Origin of the sequence: Microbacterium sp. Gd 4-13 (genome assembly GCF_003095395.1) — a bacterium.
Taxonomy (GTDB): domain Bacteria; phylum Actinomycetota; class Actinomycetes; order Actinomycetales; family Microbacteriaceae; genus Microbacterium.
In genome coordinates, this window is the sequence record NZ_QEIJ01000001.1 from 76,753 (window position 1) to 97,497 (window position 20,745).

Annotated in this window: 19 protein-coding genes; 6 read left to right on the forward strand and 13 right to left on the reverse strand. The window is 69.1% G+C overall.

The annotated features are described in order from the left end of the window. Positions 1–6 precede the first annotated feature (6 nt). From ribH to DEA06_RS00345, 5 genes are all read right to left on the reverse strand, one after another. Positions 7–483 (reverse strand): 6,7-dimethyl-8-ribityllumazine synthase, encoded by a 477-nt coding sequence (gene ribH / locus DEA06_RS00325; protein ID WP_116645985.1) that lies wholly within the window; start codon positions 481–483, stop codon positions 7–9. Further along, positions 480–1,757, reverse strand: coding sequence for a GTP cyclohydrolase II (gene ribA, locus DEA06_RS00330; protein ID WP_116645986.1), 1,278 nt, complete (start codon positions 1,755–1,757; stop codon positions 480–482). Before ribA ends, ribH begins: the two co-directional genes overlap by 4 nt. After that, positions 1,754–2,437 (reverse strand): riboflavin synthase, encoded by a 684-nt coding sequence (locus DEA06_RS00335; protein WP_116645987.1) that lies wholly within the window; start codon positions 2,435–2,437, stop codon positions 1,754–1,756. The genes ribA and DEA06_RS00335 overlap by 4 nt, the downstream gene beginning before the upstream one ends. Beyond that, positions 2,437–3,462, reverse strand: coding sequence for a bifunctional diaminohydroxyphosphoribosylaminopyrimidine deaminase/5-amino-6-(5-phosphoribosylamino)uracil reductase RibD (gene ribD, locus DEA06_RS00340; protein WP_116645988.1), 1,026 nt, complete (start codon positions 3,460–3,462; stop codon positions 2,437–2,439). The genes DEA06_RS00335 and ribD overlap by 1 nt, the downstream gene beginning before the upstream one ends. Positions 3,463–3,736: 274 nt before the next feature. Beyond that, entirely contained in the window at positions 3,737–4,600 is an 864-nt protein-coding gene (locus DEA06_RS00345) for a DNA-formamidopyrimidine glycosylase family protein (RefSeq protein ID WP_116645989.1), read from the reverse strand. Positions 4,601–4,857: 257 nt separating this feature from the next. Between DEA06_RS00345 and DEA06_RS00350 the strand changes: the two genes are divergently transcribed. Further along, on the forward strand, positions 4,858–5,700 hold the full coding sequence (locus DEA06_RS00350) for a DUF559 domain-containing protein (RefSeq protein WP_116645990.1): 843 nt from the start codon (positions 4,858–4,860) through the stop codon (positions 5,698–5,700). Positions 5,701–5,936: 236 nt separating this feature from the next. On the opposite strand, the gene trpS is transcribed toward DEA06_RS00350, so the two are convergent. From trpS to sdhC, 8 genes are all read right to left on the reverse strand, one after another. Next, on the reverse strand, positions 5,937–6,941 hold the full coding sequence (gene trpS / locus DEA06_RS00355) for a tryptophan--tRNA ligase (protein ID WP_116645991.1): 1,005 nt from the start codon (positions 6,939–6,941) through the stop codon (positions 5,937–5,939). Between the two features lie 66 nt (positions 6,942–7,007). After that, positions 7,008–7,856, reverse strand: a complete 849-nt coding sequence (locus DEA06_RS00360) for an exodeoxyribonuclease III (protein WP_205781187.1) — start codon at positions 7,854–7,856, stop codon at positions 7,008–7,010. Between the two features lie 138 nt (positions 7,857–7,994). After that, positions 7,995–9,149 (reverse strand): YihY/virulence factor BrkB family protein, encoded by a 1,155-nt coding sequence (locus DEA06_RS00365; protein ID WP_116645993.1) that lies wholly within the window; start codon positions 9,147–9,149, stop codon positions 7,995–7,997. A 9-nt stretch (positions 9,150–9,158) separates the two neighbouring features. Continuing rightward, a complete protein-coding gene (locus DEA06_RS00370; RefSeq protein ID WP_240606746.1) occupies positions 9,159–10,298 on the reverse strand; it encodes an MFS transporter in 1,140 nt (379 codons plus the stop codon). A gap of 42 nt (positions 10,299–10,340) precedes the next feature. Beyond that, positions 10,341–11,126 (reverse strand): succinate dehydrogenase iron-sulfur subunit, encoded by a 786-nt coding sequence (locus DEA06_RS00375; RefSeq protein WP_187266873.1) that lies wholly within the window; start codon positions 11,124–11,126, stop codon positions 10,341–10,343. Positions 11,127–11,128: 2 nt separating this feature from the next. Continuing rightward, on the reverse strand, positions 11,129–12,958 hold the full coding sequence (gene sdhA / locus DEA06_RS00380) for a succinate dehydrogenase flavoprotein subunit (RefSeq protein WP_116645995.1): 1,830 nt from the start codon (positions 12,956–12,958) through the stop codon (positions 11,129–11,131). 49 nt (positions 12,959–13,007) lie between these two features. Further along, on the reverse strand, positions 13,008–13,454 hold the full coding sequence (locus DEA06_RS00385; protein WP_116645996.1) for a succinate dehydrogenase hydrophobic membrane anchor subunit: 447 nt from the start codon (positions 13,452–13,454) through the stop codon (positions 13,008–13,010). Next, entirely contained in the window at positions 13,454–13,888 is a 435-nt protein-coding gene (gene sdhC, locus DEA06_RS00390) for a succinate dehydrogenase, cytochrome b556 subunit (protein ID WP_116645997.1), read from the reverse strand. The genes DEA06_RS00385 and sdhC overlap by 1 nt, the downstream gene beginning before the upstream one ends. Positions 13,889–14,101: 213 nt before the next feature. Here sdhC and DEA06_RS00395 point away from each other — a divergent pair, with 213 nt between their 5' ends. The 5 genes from DEA06_RS00395 (at position 14,102) to DEA06_RS00415 (ending at position 20,692) form a co-directional block, all read left to right on the forward strand. Next, positions 14,102–15,220 carry a mannose-1-phosphate guanylyltransferase gene (locus tag DEA06_RS00395; protein WP_116645998.1) on the forward strand — a complete coding sequence of 373 codons (1,119 nt, stop codon included), beginning with the start codon at positions 14,102–14,104 and terminating at the stop codon, positions 15,218–15,220. A gap of 225 nt (positions 15,221–15,445) precedes the next feature. After that, positions 15,446–16,525: a BMP family ABC transporter substrate-binding protein gene (locus DEA06_RS00400; RefSeq protein WP_116646749.1), complete on the forward strand. Its 1,080-nt coding sequence runs from the start codon at positions 15,446–15,448 to the stop codon at positions 16,523–16,525. Between the two features lie 92 nt (positions 16,526–16,617). Then, on the forward strand, positions 16,618–18,132 hold the full coding sequence (locus DEA06_RS00405) for an ABC transporter ATP-binding protein (RefSeq protein WP_116645999.1): 1,515 nt from the start codon (positions 16,618–16,620) through the stop codon (positions 18,130–18,132). Beyond that, positions 18,129–19,409, forward strand: a complete 1,281-nt coding sequence (locus DEA06_RS00410) for an ABC transporter permease (RefSeq protein ID WP_116646000.1) — start codon at positions 18,129–18,131, stop codon at positions 19,407–19,409. The genes DEA06_RS00405 and DEA06_RS00410 overlap by 4 nt, the downstream gene beginning before the upstream one ends. Further along, positions 19,406–20,692, forward strand: coding sequence for an ABC transporter permease (locus DEA06_RS00415; RefSeq protein WP_116646001.1), 1,287 nt, complete (start codon positions 19,406–19,408; stop codon positions 20,690–20,692). The genes DEA06_RS00410 and DEA06_RS00415 overlap by 4 nt, the downstream gene beginning before the upstream one ends. The last annotated feature ends 53 nt before the right edge of the window (positions 20,693–20,745 follow it).

The following is a 20,745-nucleotide window of genomic DNA, read 5'->3' on the forward strand; positions in this document are numbered from 1 at the left end:
GCGCCGTCAGCCCGCGCGCAGCTGGCGCAGGACGAGCGCGGTGCGCACCGCAGCATCCGCCGCTTCGGCTCCCTTGTCTTCTTTCGAGCCCGGCAGTCCCGCCCGATCGATGCCCTGCTGCTCGTCGTCGAGGGTCAGCACGCCGAAGCCGACCGGGCGCCCGGCGTCGATCGCCACCCGGGTGAGCCCGTCGGTCGCCGCCGACGACACGTACTCGAAGTGGGGGGTGCCGCCGCGGATGATCACGCCGAGGGCCACCACCGCGTCGGCGCCGGCTTCGAAGGCCGCCTTCGCCGCGACGGGCAGCTCGAACGAGCCGGGGACCCGCACGAGGCGCCAGTCTGCTCCCGCCGCGTCGAGCGTGCGCTCGGCCCCCGCGATCAGTCCATCGGTGATCGCGTCGTGCCAGGTGCCGGCGACCACGACGATCGACAGCCCCTCTCCACGCAGGTCTCCCGTGATCGGTGCTCCCTTGCCGCTCATGAACCGGCCCCTTCCTTCATCTGCTCGAGGGCATCGCTGAGGTCTTGCTCGGCGATGATGTGTCCCATCCGGTCGCGCTTGGTCGACAGGTACTGGTGGTTGTTGGGTCCGACGCCCACGAGGAGCGGCACCTGCTCGACGATCTCGAGCCCGAGGTGACGCAGCTGCGAGACCTTGTCGGTGTTGTTGGTCAGCAGGCGCACGCGCTCGACGCCCAGGTCTGCCAGGATGCCGGCGGCCGCCGCGTAGTCGCGAGCGTCGGCGGGGAGTCCGAGCGCCAGGTTCGCATCGACGGTATCGAGTCCGCGCTCTTGGAGGCTGTACGCCCGAAGCTTGTTGATGAGACCGATGCCGCGGCCCTCGTGCCCCCGCATGTAGACGACGACGCCGCCCTCCTTGTCGATCGCGTCGAGCGCGGCATCGAGCTGCGGGCCGCACTCGCACTTGAGCGACCCGAAGGCCTCGCCCGTGAGGCACTCCGAGTGCACGCGCACCAGCGGCGCCTCGCTGGAGAGGTCGCCGGAGACGACCGCGATGTGGTCGGTGCCGGTGACGCGGTCCTTGTACGCGAGGAAGCGGAACTCGCCGTGAGAGGTGGGAACCTGGGCCTCGGCGCGCAGGCTCACCCGACGCTTGTGGCGGTCGGCGGATGCTGCCGGAGCGGGCGCGATCTGGTCGAGGTGCGCGATGAGCTGCTCGATCGTGATGACGGGGATGCCGTCGCGCTCGCCGAGTTCCAGAAGGCCGGGGAGGCGCATCATGCTGCCGTCCTCGGCGACGATCTCGGCGATGGCGCCGACGGGCGAGAGGCCGGCGAGCTGCATGAGCTCCACGGCGGCCTCGGTGTGTCCGCTGCGCTCGCGCACGCCACCGTCGACCGCGCGCAGCGGCAGGATGTGGCCCGGGCGGTGCACGCTCGTCGGAACGGACTCGGGGTCGGCCAGCACGTTGAGCGTGTGGGCGCGGTCGGCCGCACTGATGCCGGTGGTGACGTTCGTGGCGGCGTCGACGCTCACCGTGTAGGCGGTGCCCCGGGCGTCCTGGTTGACTTCCACCATCGGGGGGAGGTCGAGGCGGTCGGCCCATTCGGCGGGCATCGGCGCGCAGATGAAGCCGCTCGACCAGCGCACGGTCCAGGCGATCCATTCGGCGGTCGCCCGTTCGGCGGAGAGGACGACGTCGCCCTCGTTCTCGCGGTTCTCGTCGTCCGAGACGATGATGGGGCGGCCGGCGCGGAGCGCGTCGAGAGCCTCGGGGATGCTGGCAAGGCTCATCGCGAGCCTCCTTCGGTCGTGGATGCGGAAAGCGCCCCGTCGGCGGCGGGCGAGGAACCGGCCCCGCTCGCTGCGGAAGAGAAGCTGAACAGGCGCTGCACGTGGCGCGCGAGGATGTCGGTCTCGAGGTTGACGGGGTCACCGACGTCGGCCGACCCGAGCGTCGTCGCCTCGAGGGTCTCGGGGATGAGGGAGACCTCGAGCCACGGGGCCGATTCTTCGGGGGCGCTGACGGCGCTCACCGTCAGCGAGATGCCGTCGATGGCGATGGAGCCCTTGTCGACGACGAGCGGTGCGAGGGCCGCCGGGATGCCGACCCGCACCACGCGCCACTGCTCGCCCGGTCGCACCTCGCGCACCTCGCCGGTGCCGTCGATGTGGCCCTGCACGATGTGGCCGCCGAGGCGGCCGTGCGCGGCGGTGGCCCGCTCGAGGTTGACGGGCCGGCCGGGAGCGACACCGGCGAGGGTCGACATGTCGAGCGTCTGCTTCATGACGTCGGCGGTGAACCAGTCGGCCCCCTGCTCGACGACCGTGAGGCATACGCCGCTCACGGCGATCGAGTCGCCGTGGGTGGCGTCGGAGACCGCCACGGGCGCGTGCACCGTGAGCCGCACGCCGTCGCCCGAGGGTTCGACGGAGGTGACCGTGCCGATCTCTTCGACGATTCCGGTGAACATCAGAGGTCTCCTTCGACGGCGGGGTGCGCGACGACCAGGAGGTCGTCGCCGAGAGCGGTGACGGATGCCGCGCGCAGCCGGTGCGCTTCGGCGATGGTGGAGACACCGATGTCTCCCACGGCGAGCCGGTCGCCGCCGAGCAGGACGGGGGCGACGTACACGAGCATCTCGTCGGCGAGACCGGCGCGGACGAACGCGCTGGCGAGAGTCGGGCCGCCCTCGACGAACACGCGCTGCACCCCGCGCTCGCGCAGGTCGGCGAGCACGGTGTCGAGGTCGCGCGTGGCGAAGAACAGGGGATCGATCGGATGACGGCGCACCGCAGCATCCGTCGGCACCTCGGCCGAGCCGATGACCACGGGCCGCGGCTGCGCGTCGTATAACGAGCCGTCGGATCTGCGCGCCGTCAACGCCGGGTCGTCGGCGAGGAGCGTGCCGGTGCCGACGACGATCGCGTCGGCCTCGGCGCGACGCCGGTGCACGTCGGCCCGTGCCTCCGGCCCGGTGATCCACTGGCTCGTGCCGTCGGCGGCCGCCGCACGGCCGTCGAGGCTCTGCGCCCACTTGACGGTCACACGTGGTCGGCGCAGGCGCTGCACGTCGAGCCAGCCTCGCAGGAGGTCCATCGCCTCGTCGACGAGGACTCCGCCTTCGACCTCGACGCCGGCGGCACGCAGACGCTCGGCGCCACCGGCGGCGGCGGCGTTGGGGTCGGCGATCGCGTAGACGACACGTTCGACGCCGGCCTCGATGAGCGCGACGGCGCAGGGCCCGGTGCGCCCGGTGTGGTTGCAGGGCTCGAGGGTCACCACGGCGGTCGCGCCGCGGGCGGCTCCCGGGTCGAGCTTCGAGAGCGCGTCGACCTCGGCGTGGGCAGTTCCCGCTCCGCGGTGCCAGCCTTCGGCGATGACGTCGCCGGCGGGGGAGAGGATCACCGATCCCACCTGGGGGTTCACGCCCCGCGGACCGCGCCGGGCGAGACGCAGCGCATGCCGCATGGCCTCGAGCTCGGCGGTGGTGGCCATCGGTCCTGTTCCTTCCGGTGAATCCCCGGGGGTCAAGACGCAACGGCACGGCGTACCGTGCGTGCCTCCTCCCATCCGGACTGACGACGATCGCTCGTCGCATCACCGTCGGTTCCGGAATTCCACCGGATCAACCCGCAGCATCCTGTCGGATACCGCGAGTTCGCGGACTGTCACCGCCGGTTCGGATTCTCACCGACCCCGGAGCACGTGTGTGTTGGGTGCGATTCTAGTCAACGCCCGTCTCGACGTTTCATTCCCCCGTCGTGCGCGGTCATTTCAGCAGGCGCGACAACCGGCGATCGGCGAGGATCTTCCCTCCGGTCTGGCAGACCGGGCAGTACTCCAGCGAGTTATCGGCGAAGAACACGCTCTTGACCTCGCCGCCGCAGACCGGGCAGGTCTCGCCGCGGCGGCCGTGCACCCGCATCCCGCGTCGTTTCGCGTCTTTCAGTTCGGCCGGGGGCTTGCCGCTCGCGGTGGTGACGGCCTCGGCCAGCGTGTCGCGCAGCGCGCCGTAGAGGCGGTCGACCTCCTCGGCGCTCAGGCCCGCGGCGAGAGCGTACGGCGACATCCTGGCGGCGTGCAGGATCTCGTCGGAGTAGGCGTTGCCGACCCCGGCGATGATCGACTGGTCGCGCAGCACGCCCTTGATCTGCGTTCGCCGATCGGCCAGCAGCCCGGCGAACGTGTCTCGATCGAAGCCCGGATCGAGCGGATCGGGTCCGAGTCGGGCGATGCCCGGCACATCGGCGGGTTCGCCCACGACATACACCGCGAGCGACTTCTTCGTGCCCGCCTCGGTCAGGTCGAAGCCCGACCCGTCGGCAAGACCGACGCGCAGCGCGATCTGCGTCTTGCCGGGGCGGATCACGGTCGACGGGAGCGTTTCGTACCACCGCAGCCAGCCGGCCTGCGCGAGGTGGAAGATGAGGTGAGCACCGGCGTCGGTGGCGATGTCGACGAACTTGCCGCGCCGCTCGACCCCGGTCACCCGGGCACCGACCAGCGCCGTGATGGGCGGATCGTAGGTCTTCAGCGCCGAGATCGCGCTGACGCTCGCCCGCGCCACTTCCACCCCGACCACGCGTCCGCGGAGGAAATCGACGAGGCCCTGCACTTCCGGCATCTCCGGCATGCGCCCATCCTCCCACGCACCGCCGACCCCCGGCCGTGCGCGCACCCTCTTCGCGCTCCCGGCTTCTGCCCGAACTCAGGATGGGAAACCGCGGGGTTCGATCGAGCCCCGCGGTTTCGCGGACGCGGTGGTGGGCGCCCGGATTCAGCCTGAATTCGTGCGAGAAGCGTTCCTCCACAGCATCCGTCGAGCCCCCTGTCATCCACGGATGTGCACCGCGCGTCCACGGGCTTGCTCCTGCGGGCGATCGTCGCGTGATGAACATCGACTTCCTCCACCGCTCCGACCTCGTCCGTGACGGATTCCGTCGCGCCGACATCGACGCCGCCCTCGCTCTCGGGTACCTGGTCCGGGCGCGCCGTGATCACTACCTTCCCGGCGACACGGCCGAGTCGATCATCCGCGCCGTGCGTGTGGGCGGGCGCCTCACGTGCCTGTCGCTCTTGTCGATGCTGTCGGTCTTCGTCTTGCGCCACGGCTCATTGCACGTCCACCTTCCGCGCAACGCCTCGCGCCTGCGATCCCCGCATGATCGACGGCGCGCGCTGTCGTCGCGGACGAGGCGGGGCGTTCGACTGCACTGGCTTCCCCTGATGATCCCGCCCGGGCAGTCGGCGTGCGTATCGATCCTCGACGCGCTGGCTCACTCCGTGCTCTGCCAGGCGCCGCGTGCTGCCGTCGCCACGCTCGACAGCGCTCTGCACCAGGGTTTGGTGCGCATGGACGAGGTCGCCGACATGTTCCACGCTCTCCCTGCCAAGTACCGCGTGATTCTCCCGCTGCTCGATCCGCGTTCCGAGTCGGGGCCGGAGACGATCATGCGGCTGATGCTGCGGGCCCTCGGCTGCGAGGTGAGGGTCCAGGTGGCGTTCGATGGCATCGGACGTGTCGATCTGGTGGTCGACGGCTGGCTCGTCATCGAGTGCGACAGCCAGGAGTTCCACTCCGGCTGGGAGAGCCAGGAGCGAGACCGTCGCCGTGACATCCTGCTCGCGGCTCGCGGATACACGACGCTGAGACCGACCGCGAAGATGATCATGGACGAACCCGAACTCGTCCTGGCTGCGGTCAAGCGCATGCTCGCGAGCGGTCCTCGGTGACCGCGCGCGGGAGCCGCGCTCGATGACGGCGTCCGCTCGATGACGGCGTCCGCTCGATGACGGCGTCCGCTCGATGACGGCGTCCGCTCGATGGTCGTCGACCGCGCGACCGTAACTCAGGCGCGTTACGCCCGAGCGGCGCGCGCACCGCGACGAATCAGGGCTCGATCAAGTGTTGGTGAGAATCATCCTGAGTTGTGGCAGTGAGGCCGGCCCCACGAGGTGCCACCCGGGGGTCACACGCGGCGCAGCAGGCCCATCCGGTCGTAGACGTCGCTGAGGGTGCGGTTGGCGACGGATGCTGCGCGCCCGGCGTTCTCTGCGAGCACCCGGTCGAGCTCGGCCGTGTCGTCGAGCAGCGCGAGAGCGCGCTCGCGCACCGGCTCGAACTCCGAGACGACGACCTCGGCGAGGCCCTTCTTGAAGTCGCCGTAGCCGCGGCCGGCGTACTCGTCTTCGATCGCGGCGATCTGTCGTCCGCTGAGGGCCGCGTAGATCACGAGCAGATTCGACACCCCGGGCTTCGCCTCGCGGTCGAACCGCACGACGCCCTCGCTGTCGGTGACGGCGCGCATGATCTTCTTCGCGCTCTTGGACGGCTCGTCGAGAAGCCACAGCACACCGGCGTCGGATTCCGCCGACTTCGACATCTTCGCCGTGGGGTTCTGCAGGTCGTAGATGCGGGCCGTGTCGCGCTGGATCACCGGCGTCGGAACGGTGAAGGTCTGCCCGTAGCGGGAGTTGAAACGCTCGGCCAGGTCGCGCGTGAGCTCGATGTGCTGTTTCTGATCGTCGCCGACGGGCACGACGTCGGTCTGGTAGAGCAGAATGTCGGCGGCCATCAGCACGGGGTAGGTGAAGAGGCCGACGTTGGTGGCGTCTGCGCCGTAGCGAGCCGACTTGTCCTTGAACTGCGTCATGCGACCGGCTTCACCGAATCCGGTGATCGTCGACAGTGCCCAGGCGAGCTCGGAGTGCGCCGAGACGTGCGACTGCACGTACAGGGTCGATCGCGACGGCTCGATGCCCGCCGCGATGTACTGGGCGGCGGTGCGGCGGGTCTTCGCCCGCAGCTCGGCCGGGTCGTTCGGCTGGGTGAGCGCGTGCAGGTCGACGACGGAGAAATACGCGTCGTACGAGTCCTGCAGTTCCCGCCACTGCATGAGCGCCCCGATGTAGTTGCCGATCTGAAGCGAATCGGCCGAGGGCTGCATGCCGGAGTACAAACGCGGTTTGATCACCGCCCAATCCTAGGGCGGGTGATCGGATGCGGCGTCAGCCGCCGTGCGACGCGGGCGCGGGGAGCGTCAGAGGCCGAGGGTGTAGTCGGCCACCACGGGAGCGTGGTCGCTCCAGCGCGTGTCCCACGAGGGGGCCCGGCCGATGCGGTAGTCGGTGACGCGCTCGGCGAGGGCGGGGGTGGCGAGGTGGTAGTCGATGCGCCAGCCGGTGTCGGTGTCGAAGGCCTTGCCGCGGCTCGACCACCACGTGTACGGGCCGTCGACCTCTCCGGCGTGGCGGCGGCCGATGTCGATCCAGCCGAGTCCGGTGCCGACGCTGCCGTCGACGCCCGTCACGGTCGCTCCGGCCTCGCCGAGGAAGCGGTCGAAGTAGCCGCGCTCACGCGGGAGGAAACCGGCCTTCTTGACGTTGCCCTTCCAGTTGCGGATGTCGAGCTCGCGGTGACCGACGTTGAGGTCGCCCATGATCAGCGCCAGCGGATGCTCAGCGGCGAGCTGCGGCATCCGCTTCTCCATGGCATCGAGGAAGCCCCACTTCGCCTCCTGCTTGGGGGTGCCGACCTCGCCGCTGTGCACGTAGGCGCTCACGACCGTCACGGGCTCGCCGTCGATGTCGAAGTCTCCCTCGATCCAGCGGCCGGCGGAATCGACCGGATCGGAGCTGAGCGATGTGCGCACCTCGACGGGAGCCACCCGGCTCGCGATCGCGACGCCGGCGCGGCCCTTCGCGAGGGCCTCGTCGTTGACGATCTCCCACCCGGGGAGTGCGGTGCGCAGGTCGTCGGCGGTGGCGCGCACCTCTTGGATCGCGAGGATGTCGGCATCGGCTTCGGCGAGCCAATCGTTCATTCCGTTGCGGACGGCGGCACGGATGCCGTTGACATTGATGGAGACGATACGAACGCTGCGAGACACGACCGCAAGCCTAACCGCGGCCCCCGACACGGCCGGGGCGACTGCCACACCGTGCTGCTCACGACGGTACGAATCGATGCCGTCATTCGCAGGAAGGCGCCACATTCCTGCACAGGAACGAGAGACGGGCGAGCGGGCTCAGTCGAGGAAGGTGCTCGAGGCTCGAGGAGGGGCGGATGCTTCGGCCTCGGCGAGCTCGTCGCGGAGTCGGTTCACCTCGCGCGTGGCCCACCACCGGGCGTACCAGGGCGCGTCGCCGAGCTCCTGCTCGGCGTCACGCAGGCGCACCTGCGCGGCGGTGACGAGCGCGGCGTGCTCGGCGGCCACCCGCTCGTCCTCCGACAACAGCGACATGCCGCGGTCCTCGGCGCCCACGGCGATCCACGCGGCGGCGACGAGGATCACGATCCCGTTCAGGCGGAACCAGAGGAGGAACCCGATGAAGATCGCGAACGTCGCCAGAAGGGGGTTGGTGGGGGAGTAGACGAAGAGGAAGCCCGCGGCGATCTGCAGAGCGACCATCGCGCCGCCGCCCAGGAGCGAGCCCGACCAGATGCGCCGCCACGAGAGCGAGGCGCCGGTGAGGAACCGGAACATGGCCGCCAGGGCGAGGGTGTTGACCCAGAACGCCACCACGAACGCCAGGACGCGACTGAGGACCCGTACCCAGATCGATTGGCTGTCCCAGCCGAGCAGCAGGAAGATCAGCTCGATCGCGCCGGTGGCGATGAGTCCGAGTCCGGCGCCGACGATGAGCGCCACCCCGAACAGCGCGGCGGCGAGGAAGTCGCGGGCTTTCAGCAGTACGTAACTGCGCCGGTCGAACGGGAGGCCGAAGGTGTCGCGCACGGCGCGGCGCGCGTAGGTGATGAATCCGATGGCGGTCCAGATGACCACGACCGCCGCGACGATACCGGTGACGGTGAGAAGGCCGGTACTGCCGGCCGCGACCGCTTCGACCTGCTCGGGCTTCACGAGCCCGTTCTCGCTGATGATCTGCGGGATGTAGCGGTTGATCAGGTCGATGAGCGCCTGCACCGACTCCTTGCTGCCGCCGAGCCACAGGCCGGCGAGGGCGAAGGAGAGATAGATGACGCCGAAGATCGCGAAGAGCGACTGATAGCTGATCCCCGCCGCGAGCAGGAACCCGTTGTGCTGCAGGAAGTGGCGCCAGACGCGGATCGGAAACCAGGCGAGGGTCTTCCTCGTCAGTTCGGTCGCTTTCTCGATCGGCTCGTCCAGTCGCTCGCGCAGCGCCTGCAGGCGCTCCCCGGACGCGTTGGAGTCTGCCACCGGATCAGACTACCGAGCGCGCGAGGCGAAGCGCCGTCGGACGACGAGGACGGTGACGAGCGCGAGGCCGGGAAGCAGGAACGCGACCCCGAGCCCGGTCGCGTCGCCGATGAGGCCGACGCCCACGGCCCCCAGCACAGCGCCGGCGTAGGTGAAGAGATTCACCCGGGCGATGACCTCGTCGGCGCGTGCGGGGTCGAGGTCGCCGGCGGCGGCGAAGGCGACGGGCACGAGCACGCCCGTCGCCACACCCGCGAGCGCGAACCCGACGACCGCCGCGGCCGGCAAGGGGATCGCGGCGATCACGACGCATCCGACGATCGCAACCACCGCCGACAGTGCTGCCAGCGCCCTCCGGCCCAGCCTCGTGACGAGGGCATCGGTCGCCAACCGCGTCACGAGAACGGCGCCCTGGTACGCGGCATAGCCGAGAGGAGCGATCACGCCGGCGGTGGTGAGGGTGTCGGCGAGGTAGACCGTGCTCCACGTGCTGACGGCCGCGTCGAGGGCGAAGGCCGCGAGGATGACCGAGCCGAACACCCAGATGCCCCGCCGCGGAAGCCGTGACGAGCCGGATGCTGCGGCGGTCGGTCGCTCCGTCGAGAACCAGCGGGTTCCCGCCACCGCTGCGCCGGCCGCGACCGCGCAGGCGACCAGGAGCGGCATCGCCGACGCCGAGGACGCTGCCGCACCGGCGACGAGCACCGCCCCGACGATCGCCGCGGCGGTGTAGACGGCGAAGAGTCGTCCGAGCACGGGGCGCCCGCGCGAGCGCTGAAGCGCGACGCCCTGCATCGCCGATGCCGCGTCGACGCACCCGAGCCCGAGGCCGTAGACGGCGAAGGCCGCGAGGAACGGGGGAAGAGGGGTCAGGAGGGCGATCAGCGGCAGAGCCGCGGCCTGCAGGAGGAGGCCCGTCACGAGCGCCGCGCGGCTACCGGCGCGAACGGCGATGAGGTCGGCGAGCACCGATCCGGCAGCGGCGGCCACGCTGACGCCGAGCACGATCACCGCGACGGCGGCGTCGTCGATGCGCACCTGATCCTTCAGCGAAGGAAGAGATGTGACGACGGCCGCATAGCCGAGGCCCTGCGCCGCATACGCCGCGCCGATCGCGGCACCCGCCGGTCGCCGCATCCGCCCGTCCACGCGCACAGGCTAGCGCGCGGACGATCCCTCAGGGAGCGAGTGTCAGCGACCGCCGCGCAGAACCGCCTGCTTGACCTCGGCGATGGCCTTCGTGACCTCGATGCCGCGGGGGCAGGCCTCGGAGCAGTTGAAGGTCGTGCGGCAACGCCAGACGCCTTCCTTGTCGTTGAGGATGTCGAGACGCACGTCGGCCGCGTCGTCGCGCGAGTCGAAGATGAAGCGGTGCGCGTTGACGATCGCGGCGGGGCCGAAGTACTGGCCGTCGGTCCAGAAGACCGGGCACGACGAGGTGCAGGCGGCGCAGAGGATGCACTTGGTGGTGTCGTCGAAGACCTCGCGGTCGACGATGGACTGCACGCGCTCCTTGCCAGGCTCGGCCTTGGTCTTGGAGATCAGGAACGGCTGCACGTCGCGGTAGGAGGCGAAGAACGGCTCCATGTCGACGATGAGGTCCTTCTCGAGGGGAAGACCCTTGATCGCCTCGACGTAGATCGGCTGCGAGATGTCGAGATCCTTGATCAGCGTCTTGCAGGCCAGGCGGTTGCGGCCGTTGATGCGCATCGCATCGGAGCCGCAGATGCCGTGGGCGCACGAGCGGCGGAAGGCGAGCGAGCCGTCGACCTCCCACTTGATCTTGTGCAGTGCGTCGAGAACGCGGTCGGTGGGGTAGAGCTCCACGTCGTAGTCGACCCAGCGCGGTTCGGTGTCGGACTCCGGGTCGAAGCGACGCACGTTGAAGGTGACGATGAACGACTGGATGCCGGTGTCGGCCGTGGTCTCCGAGGCCTCCGCCGTGGCGTCCGTCGTGTCGATGACTGTCGATGCCATGGTCAGTACTTCCTCTCCAGGGGCGGGTAACGCAACTCGCCTGCCTCGTTCTTCGTGAAGACCACCGGCTTCCAGTCGAGCTCGATGTGGTCGGAGGCGAACGACGAGTGGGGGTCGCCCGTCAGGTAGGCCATGGTGTGCTTCATGTAGTTCTCGTCGTCGCGCGTCGGGTAGTCGTCGCGCATGTGGCCGCCGCGGCTCTCCTTGCGGTTGAGTGCGGAGTACACCACGACCTCGGCGAGGTCGAGCAGGAAACCGAGCTCGACGGCCTCGAGCAGGTCGGTGTTGAAGCGCTTGCCCTTGTCGTCGACGTGGATGTTGTTGAAGCGGGTGCGCAGATCCTCGATCGTCGTCAGCATCCGGGTGAGGGACTCCTCGGTGCGGAACACCTGTGCGCCCTTGTCCATCTCGTCCTGCAGGGTCTTGCGGAGGACGGCGATGCGCTCGGTGCCGGGGTTCGCGCGCAGACCCTCCATGAGCTCGCGCACCTCCTTGGCCGGGTCCTCGGGAAGGGGCACGAACTCGGCCGTCTTGACGTACTCGACCGCGTTGCGGCCGGCGCGCTTGCCGAAGACGTTGATGTCGAGCAGCGAGTTGGTGCCGAGGCGGTTCGAGCCGTGCACCGACACGCAGGCGCACTCGCCGGCGGCGTAGAGGCCGGGGACGACGGTGGTGTTGTTGCTCAGCACCTCGGCGTTGATGTTCGTGGGGATGCCGCCCATCGCGTAGTGCGCGGTCGGCATGACGGGCACCGGCTCGACGACGGGGTCGACACCCAGGTAGGTGCGGGCGAACTCGGTGATGTCGGGGAGCTTCGTCTCGAGCACCTCCGCGCCGAGGTGGGTGCAGTCCAGCAGCACGTAGTCGCGGTGGGGGCCCGCGCCGCGGCCCTCCGCGACCTCCTGCACCATGCAGCGCGCGACGATGTCGCGCGGCGCGAGGTCTTTGATCGTGGGGGCGTAGCGCTCCATGAACCGCTCGCCGGAGGCGTTGCGGAGAATCGCGCCTTCGCCGCGCGCGCCCTCGGTGAGGAGGATGCCGAGGCCCGCGAGGCCGGTCGGGTGGAACTGGAAGAACTCCATGTCCTCCAGCGGCAGGCCCTTGCGCCAGACGATGCCGACGCCGTCGCCGGTGAGGGTGTGAGCGTTGGAGGTCGTCTTGTAGATCTTGCCGAAGCCGCCGGTGGCGAAGATGACGGCCTTCGACTGGAACACGTGCAGCTCGCCGGTCGACAGCTCGTACGCGACGACACCGGCGATCTGGGTCGCGCCCGCATCGTCGACGACGGTCACGAGATCGAGCACGTAGAACTCGTTGAAGAAGTTGATGCCCAGGCGCACGCAGTTCTGGAACAGCGTCTGGAGGATCATGTGGCCGGTGCGGTCGGCGGCGTAACAGGCACGGCGCACGGGGGTCTTGCCGTGGTCGGCGGTGTGGCCGCCGAAGCGTCGCTGGTCGATCTTGCCCTCGGGCGTGCGGTTGAACGGCAGGCCCATGTTCTCGAGGTCGATGACCGCGTCGATCGCCTCTTTCGCGAGGATCTCGGCGGCGTCCTGGTCGACGAGGTAGTCGCCGCCCTTGACGGTGTCGAACGTGTGCCACTCCCACGAGTCCTCTTCGACGTTGGCGAGCGCCGCGGCCATGCCGCCCTGCGCCGCACCGGTGTGCGAGCGGGTGGGGTAGAGCTTCGAGATCACCGCGGTCTTGGCACCGGGGCCGGCCTCGATCGCCGCGCGCATGCCGGCGCCGCCGGCGCCGACGATGACGATGTCGAACTGGTGGTAGTGCACTCCGTCTTTGACGACGGAGTCCGAGCTGGTCTGGGTGCTCACGGGGAGATGCCTCTGCTGTCGGTGACGTGCGGGGGAGGGGAGATACGGGTCAGGCGCCGGTGCAGGTTTCCCAGAGGACGCTGGCCTCGTCGACCCCGATGCACGGGTCGAACGTGAAGACGACGAGCGTGCCGAGGAGGATGAGGAACGCCGCCGAGGTCCACAGCGACACCACCAGGATGCGGCGGATGAGCGGCGTCGCGACGTAGTCGTTCACGATCGTGCGCATGCCGTTGGCGCCGTGGATGAGGGCGAGCCAGAGCATCGCGACGTCCCACCACTGCCAGAACGGCGAGGCCAACTTGCCCGCGACGAAGGCGAAGTCGATCTGGTGGATGCCGTCGTTGGTCAGGAGGTTCGAGAACAGGTGGCCGAAGATCAGGATGATCAGCAGCACGCCGGAGGCGCGCATGTAGAGCCAGCCCCACTTCTCGAGGTTGACGCCCTTCTTGCGGACGTACGGGGTGCGCGGTGCCGCGAGGTCTGCGGTGGTCATCAGTGTCCGACTCCCATGCTCGAGAAGACGTTGATGAGGTGGCGCGGCGTGAAGCCGAGCATCGTCACGACCCAGAGGCCGAGCACGCCCCACCACAGCTGACGCTGGTGGCGGGTGGCCCATCCCCAGAAGTCGACGAGGATGATGCGCAGGCCGTTGTAGGCGTGGTAGGCGATCGCACCGACCAGGGCCACCTCGCCCAGGCCCATGATCGGGTTCTTGTAGGTGCCGATGACGGCGTCGTACGCCTCGGGTGACACGCGGATCAGCGCGGTGTCGAGGATGTGCACCAAGAGGAAGAAGAAGATCGCGATGCCGGTGATGCGATGCAGCACCCACGACCACATTCCCTCGTTACCCCGGTAGAGGGTGCCGCGAGGGACTTTCGAGGTGGTCTCGGATATCGACGGTGTGACGCGTGCAGGTGCTGACACGGTCGTCCTCCCTGATCGAACATGGTTTCGGGGCCATTCGATGCCCCCGCACGGGGCACCCCGGACGGCGCGCGAGCGCCTCGCAATTCTATTCGGCGCCTCATAGGTCCGCCCCTAAGGCCCTCCTAACTATCTCGATATCGAGAGAATCGTTTACACGCTGGTCACCCGGCCGCGACGGGCGCGACCCCGTGACGCCACTACCCTGGCGGCATGGCATCTCACCCCCTCGACGACTTCTACGCCGTGATCCCCGCCGGGGGTATCGGCAGCAGGCTGTGGCCCCTCTCCCGCGCCGAGGCGCCGAAGTTCCTCCACGACCTGACCGGGTCGGGTCAGACGCTGCTCCGCGACACCTGGGACCGCCTCGAGCCGTTGACGGGACGCGACCGCATCGCCGTGGTGACCGGGCGCGCACATCGTGCCGCGGTCGAGCGCGAGCTTCCGGGCGTCGCCGACAAGAACGTGATCCTCGAGTCCGAGCCGCGCGACTCCGCGGCCGCGATCGGTCTCGCCGCGGCGATCCTCGTTCGCCGCGAGCCCGACGTGGTCATCGGCTCCTTCGCCGCCGACCACGTCATCCGAGGGACGAACACCTTCGCCTTCGCCGTGCAGCAGGCCGTGGCGGTCGCCCGGGAGGGATACATCTGCACCATCGGCATCCAGCCCAGCGAGGCGTCGATCGGATTCGGCTACATCAAGAAGGCCGACGAGCTCGACGTCGAGGGTGCGCCCGAGGCCGCATTGGTCGAGCGCTTCGTCGAGAAGCCCGATCTTGCGACCGCCCAGACCTACTTCGCCGACCGCGCCTACCTCTGGAACGCGGGCATGTTCATCACGCGCGCCGATGTGCTCCTCGCCGAGATCGAGGCCAACGAGCCCGAACTGCACGCCGGTCTCATGGAGCTCGCCGAGGCATGGGACGACCGCGACCGTCGAGGGCCGGTCGTCGACCGGGTGTGGCCGACGATCAAGAAGATCGCGATCGACTACGCCGTGGCCGAGCCCGCCGCCGACAAGGGGCGTCTCGCGGTGATCCCCGGACACTTCGACTGGGACGACGTCGGGGACTTCGCGAGCCTCGCCAAGCTCAACTCGCACGGCGGCAAGGGGGAGCTCGCGATCCTCGGCAAGAACGCGCGCGTGCTCGCCGACTCCTCCAGCGGCATCGTCGTCTCGCAGACCAGTCGCGTGATCAGCCTCATCGGCGTTCACGACATCGTGGTCGTCGATACCCCCGACGCGCTGCTGGTCACCACCAGCGACAACGCCCAGCGGGTGAAGGGTGTCGTCGACGCCCTGAAACTCACCGGTCGCAGCGACGTGCTCTGACGGGCGGATGCTCCGGAATGCAGAGAGATCGGCGGCTCGGACGCCGCATCCGTGTCCCCTCTGTTGCGTCTTTGTAACCATTGCCCCTCGGCGCTCGTTCGGGCCGTGGAGCGGGGCGTCACAATATGTAATGTGACTGCATCGATCTCCGAACCCGGAGGTCATACCCCCGTTCTGGAGGACTTTGTGAAGACGACGAAGAAGGCCGTTCTCAGCGGTCTCGCGATGGTCGGTACCCTCGCGCTGCTGACCGCCTGTGGATCCGCGCCGGACGCCGCCGCACCCGCCGAGAGCGGCAGCGCCGCGACGGTGGTCGACGGGTTCAAGCCCTGCATGGTCTCGGACGAGGGCGGATTCGACGACAAGTCGTTCAACCAGCTCGGCTTCGAGGGCCTGGAGCGTGCCGCGAACGAACTGGGCGTCGAGGTCACCAAGACCGAGTCCGCCTCGGCCTCGGACTACGCCTCGAACCTCGACGGTCTCGTCGCGGCCAACTGCACGTTCATCGTCTCGGTCGGCTTCAACCTGAGCGCTCCGACGGTGGAGGCGGCCCTGGCCAATCCCGACATCGAGTTCGCGATCATCGACGACGCAGCCGACAATGACTTCGACGGCACCACCGACGCGCCGAACATCAAGCCGCTGCTCTTCGACACCGCTCAGGCTGCGTTCCTCGGCGGCTACACCGCCGCCTCGTACACGCAGACCGGCAAGGTCGGCACCTTCGGCGGCGCGAAGATCCCGCCGGTGACGATCTTCATGGACGGCTTCCAGAGCGGCGTCGAGTACTACAACTCCGAGAAGGGCACCGACGTTCAGGTCGTGGGCTGGGACTCGGCCACGCAGGAGGGCCAGTTCACCAACGCCTTCGCTGCCAACGACGTCGCCAAGCAGCTCGCGCAGGGCATCATCGACCAGGACGTCGACGTGCTGCTGCCCGTCGGCGGCCCGATCTACCAGTCGGCCGCGCAGGCCATCCGTGACTCGGGCGGCAACATCGCGCTGCTCGGCGTCGACGCGGACGTCTACGAGACCGACCCGACGGTCGCCGATCTGCTGCTCGTCTCGATCCTCAAGGGCATGGACGTCGCGGTCTACGAAGCCGCGATGGAAGCCGCCGCCGGCGGGTTCGACACCACTCCGTTCGTCGGCGTGCTGGAGAACGACGGCGTGGGCATCTCGAGCTTCCACGACTTCGAGAACGAGGTCGCGCTCGGCCTCGCCGACGAGCTGGAGACGATCCGTCAGAGCATCATCGACGGCACGATCGACGCCGAATCGGTGTCTTCGCCCGCCCAGGGCTGATCACGCGACGACCACGGCCAGCCGGTGCTCCGGCTGGCCGTGGTCGTGTTCTCCCCGGTGCCGCCCACTTCCGCCTCGATTAGATTGACGTCATGACGCTCGAACTGCGCGGGATCACGAAAAGATTCGGCGACCTTGTCGCGAACGACCACATCGACCTCGTCGTCCGTCCCGGAGAGATCCACGCCCTCCTGGGCGAGAACGGCGCCGGCAAGTCCACCCTGATGAACGTCCTCTACGGTCTGTACACGGCCGAAGAGGGCGAGATCCTGCTCGACGGAGTCGTCCAGCAGTTCCGGGGTCCGGGCGATGCCATGCAGGCCGGCATCGGCATGGTGCACCAGCACTTCATGCTCGTGCCCGTGTTCTCGGTCGCCGAGAACGTCATGCTGGGGCACGAGTCGACCCGCTTCGGCGGTGCGCTCGATCTCCCCGCCGCGCGGGCACACGTGCGGGAGGTGGCGGCCCGGTTCGGCTTCGCCATCGACCCCGACGCGATCGTGGGCGACCTTCCCGTCGGCGTCCAGCAGCGGGTCGAGATCATCAAGGCGCTCTCGCGCGAAGCGAAGGTGCTCGTCTTCGACGAGCCGACCGCTGTGCTCACCCCGCAGGAGACCGACGAGCTGATGGGCATCATGCGCCAGCTCCGCGACGAGGGCACGTCGATCGTCTTCATCACCCACAAGCTCCGCGAGGTGCGCGAGGTCGCAGACACCATCACGGTCATCAGGCTCGGCAAGGTCGTCGCCGAGGCCGAGCCGACGGCCACGAACGCCGAACTCGCTTCGCTCATGGTCGGTCGTGCCGTCGAGCTCACCGTGAGCCGGGAAGCTCCGAACCTGCGCCCCGGCGGGCTGGTCGTCGAGGGACTCAGCGTCACCGACGAGACCGGCCACCTGGTCGTCAACGACGTCAGCTTCACCGTGCAGCCAGGCGAGGTCCTGGCGATCGCGGGAGTGCAGGGCAACGGTCAGACCGAGCTCACCGAGGCCCTCATCGGCTTGCAGGCCAAGGTGTCGGGGTCGATCCTCCTCGACGGCGAGAAACTGAACGGTCGCAGCGTCAAGCAGATCATCGACGCCGGTGTCGGCTTCGTCCCCGAGGACCGCAAGGTCGAGGGGCTGGTGGGCGAGTTCAGCGTGGCCGAGAACCTCGTGCTGAACAGGTCGGGGGAGGCACCGTTCTTCCAGGCCGCCACTCTGCGCCGGTCGGTTCTCGCCGATTTCGCCCGCGAGAAGATCGACGAGTTCGACATCCGCACCCAGAGTCCCCAGACCGCCGTGGGGCGCCTGTCGGGCGGCAACCAGCAGAAGGTCGTCCTCGCGCGGGAGCTGAGCCGTCCGCTCAAGCTGTTCGTCGCCTCCCAGCCCACCCGCGGCATCGATGTCGGGTCGATCGAGTTCGTGCACAAGCGCATCGTCGAGACCCGCGACTCCGGGGTACCCGTCATCGTCGTCTCCACCGAGCTCGACGAGGTGTCGGCGCTCGCCGACCGGATCGCGGTGATGTACCGCGGCCGCATCATCGGCATCGTGCCCGGCGACGCGTCGCGGGAGACCCTCGGACTCATGATGGCGGGCGAATCGATCGAGGGGATCAACGCATGACCGACACCTCCTCCGAGCTTCCCGCGGCCACCGGCCCGCTGGCGGGCCAGACGCCGTCCTCGCCCCCGGCGCCGCGGCAGAACGCCTTCGTGGCCGACCTCCTGCGCGGCAACGTCGTCACCACGGTGCTGGCCATCGTGCTGTCGATGCTGATCGGCGGCCTGCTCGTCGCCCTGACCGATCAGAACGTGATCCGCACCGCCGGCTACTTCTTCGCCCGCCCCGGCGACATGCTCGCCGCGGTATGGGATGCCTTCGCGGGCACGTACTCGGCGCTCTTCCGCGGCGCGATCTACAACTACGACGCACCCGACTTCCTCCGGGCCATCAAACCGCTCACCGACACGCTGAACTTCGCGACGCCGCTGATCGCCGCCGGCCTCGGCGTCGGACTCGCGTTCCGCGTCGGTCTGTTCAACATCGGTGGCCGCGGTCAGCTGCTCATCGGTGCCGCGACGGCCGCGTTCGTTGCGTTCTCGGTGGACGCTCCGCTGTGGATCCACCTGCCGCTGACGATCCTCGCCGGCCTCGCGGGAGGGGCCGTCTGGGGCGGCATCGTCGGAGTGCTCAAAGCCCGCACCGGTGCGCACGAGGTGATCCTCACGATCATGCTCAACTTCGTCGCGTTCTACTTCGTGTCGTGGTTGCTCTCGACGCCGGGACTGCTGATGCGCCCGGGCGGATCGCAGCCGATCTCCCAGGCCACCCCCGTCACGGCGCAGTTCCCGGCGATCTTCCCGGCGCCGCTCACGGTGAACTGGGGCTTCTTCGTGGCGATCCTTGCCACGGTCTTCGTCTGGTGGCTCATCGAGCGATCCTCGCTCGGTTTCCGCATGCGCGCCGTCGGCGAGAACCCGCACGCGGCACGCGCGTCGGGCGTGAAGGTCGGCCGCATCCTCATCTACGCGATGGCTCTCGCGGGTGCTCTCGCCGGACTCGCCGGCGTCAACCAGATCTCGGGCACGATCACAAGCGGTTTCGGCAACGGCATCGACGCCGGCATCGGCTTCGACGCCATCACCGTGGCGTTGCTCGGCCGCAGCCGCGCGTGGGGCGTCTTCGCCGCGGGCATCCTGTTCGGCGCCCTCAAGGCGGGAAGCTTCACGATGCAGATCACCGAGAACATCCCGGTCGACATCGTGCTCGTCGTGCAGGCGCTGATCGTGCTGTTCATCGCCGCTCCGCCGCTCGTGCGCACCATCTTCTTCCTCCCGAAAGACCCCGCGACGCCCACCCGGCGAACGCGCCGCGCCGCACGGAAGGCGGTGTCGGCATGAGCGCCGCCACGGTCACGGACAACGCCCCCGTCGACCCGGGGCTCGAGATGTCGCGCCAGCGCAGCTGGAAGGGTTCGATCACCTTCGGTGTGGCGACGATCCTCGTCCTGCTGCTCGCGCTCCCCGCCGGACGCACCGGTGTCAGCACCTACCGCCTCGCCGACCGCGCGTCGTCGTGGACCGCGCCCGACATCCTCGTCCCCACCTGGCCGACGGTACTGGTGTGCGCGATGCTTCTCGCCCTCGCCACCGCGTACTCGGTCTGGGCGACGCTGCGCTACCGACGCCCGGGCCTGTGGCTCGCGATCCTCGTCGCGCTGGTGGGCGTCTTCGGATTCCTCACCTGGTCGGCGGCGGACGGCCTCGTGCCCGTCACCGGTCTGCTCTTCGGCGCGATCTCGCTCTCGGTACCGCTTGTCTTCGGAGCGCTCGGCGGCGTCATCGGCGAGCGGGTGGGCGTGGTCAACGTCGCGATCGAGGCCCAGTTCCTCCTCGCGGCCTTCACGAGTGCGCTGGTCGGCACGATCACCGGCAGCTACGTGCTCGGCCTTGTCGCGGCCATTTTCGCCGGTGCCCTCGTCGGAGCCGTCCTCGGTCTGTTCGCCATCCGCTATCTCGTCGACCAGGTGATCGTCGGAGTCGTGCTCAACGTGCTCATCACGGGCCTCACGAGCTTCCTCCACGGCGCGATCATGGTGCCCAACGGCGCCACCCTGAACAGCCCGCCGCGCTTCCCGCGCTGGGCCATCCCCGGGCTCAGCGAGATCCCGGTGCTCGGGCCTGTGCTGTTCAACCAGACGCTCATCGTCTACCTCATGTACATCGCGGTCCCCGCCGTGGCGTGGGGGCTCTACAAGACGCGCTGGGGTCTGCGCCTGCGCGCCGTCGGCGAGCACCCCCAGGCGGCCGACACCGTCGGTATCAAGGTCAACCCGACCCGATTCTGGAACCTGCTGCTGGCCGGAGGCATCGCGGGCATCGGCGGTGCGTACTTCACCCTCGGCGCCGTCGGCAGCTTCGACAAGGAGATGACCAACGGTCTCGGCTTCATCGCCCTGGCCGCGGTGATCTTCGGCGGGTGGGACCCGGTGCGCGCGACGCTCGCAGCGCTGCTGTTCGGGTTCGCGACCAACCTCCAGACCCTGCTCGGCAACCTCGGGTCGCCCATCCCGGGCGACTTCCTGGCGATGCTGCCCTACCTGGTGACCATCTTCGCGGTGGTGGGCCTGGCGGGCCGTGTCCGGGGTCCGGCCGCCGCCGGTAAGCCGTACATCAAGGGCTGACCTCGCCGCGGCATCCGATCAACGGCGTGCCGAAGCATCCGACTCACGACAAG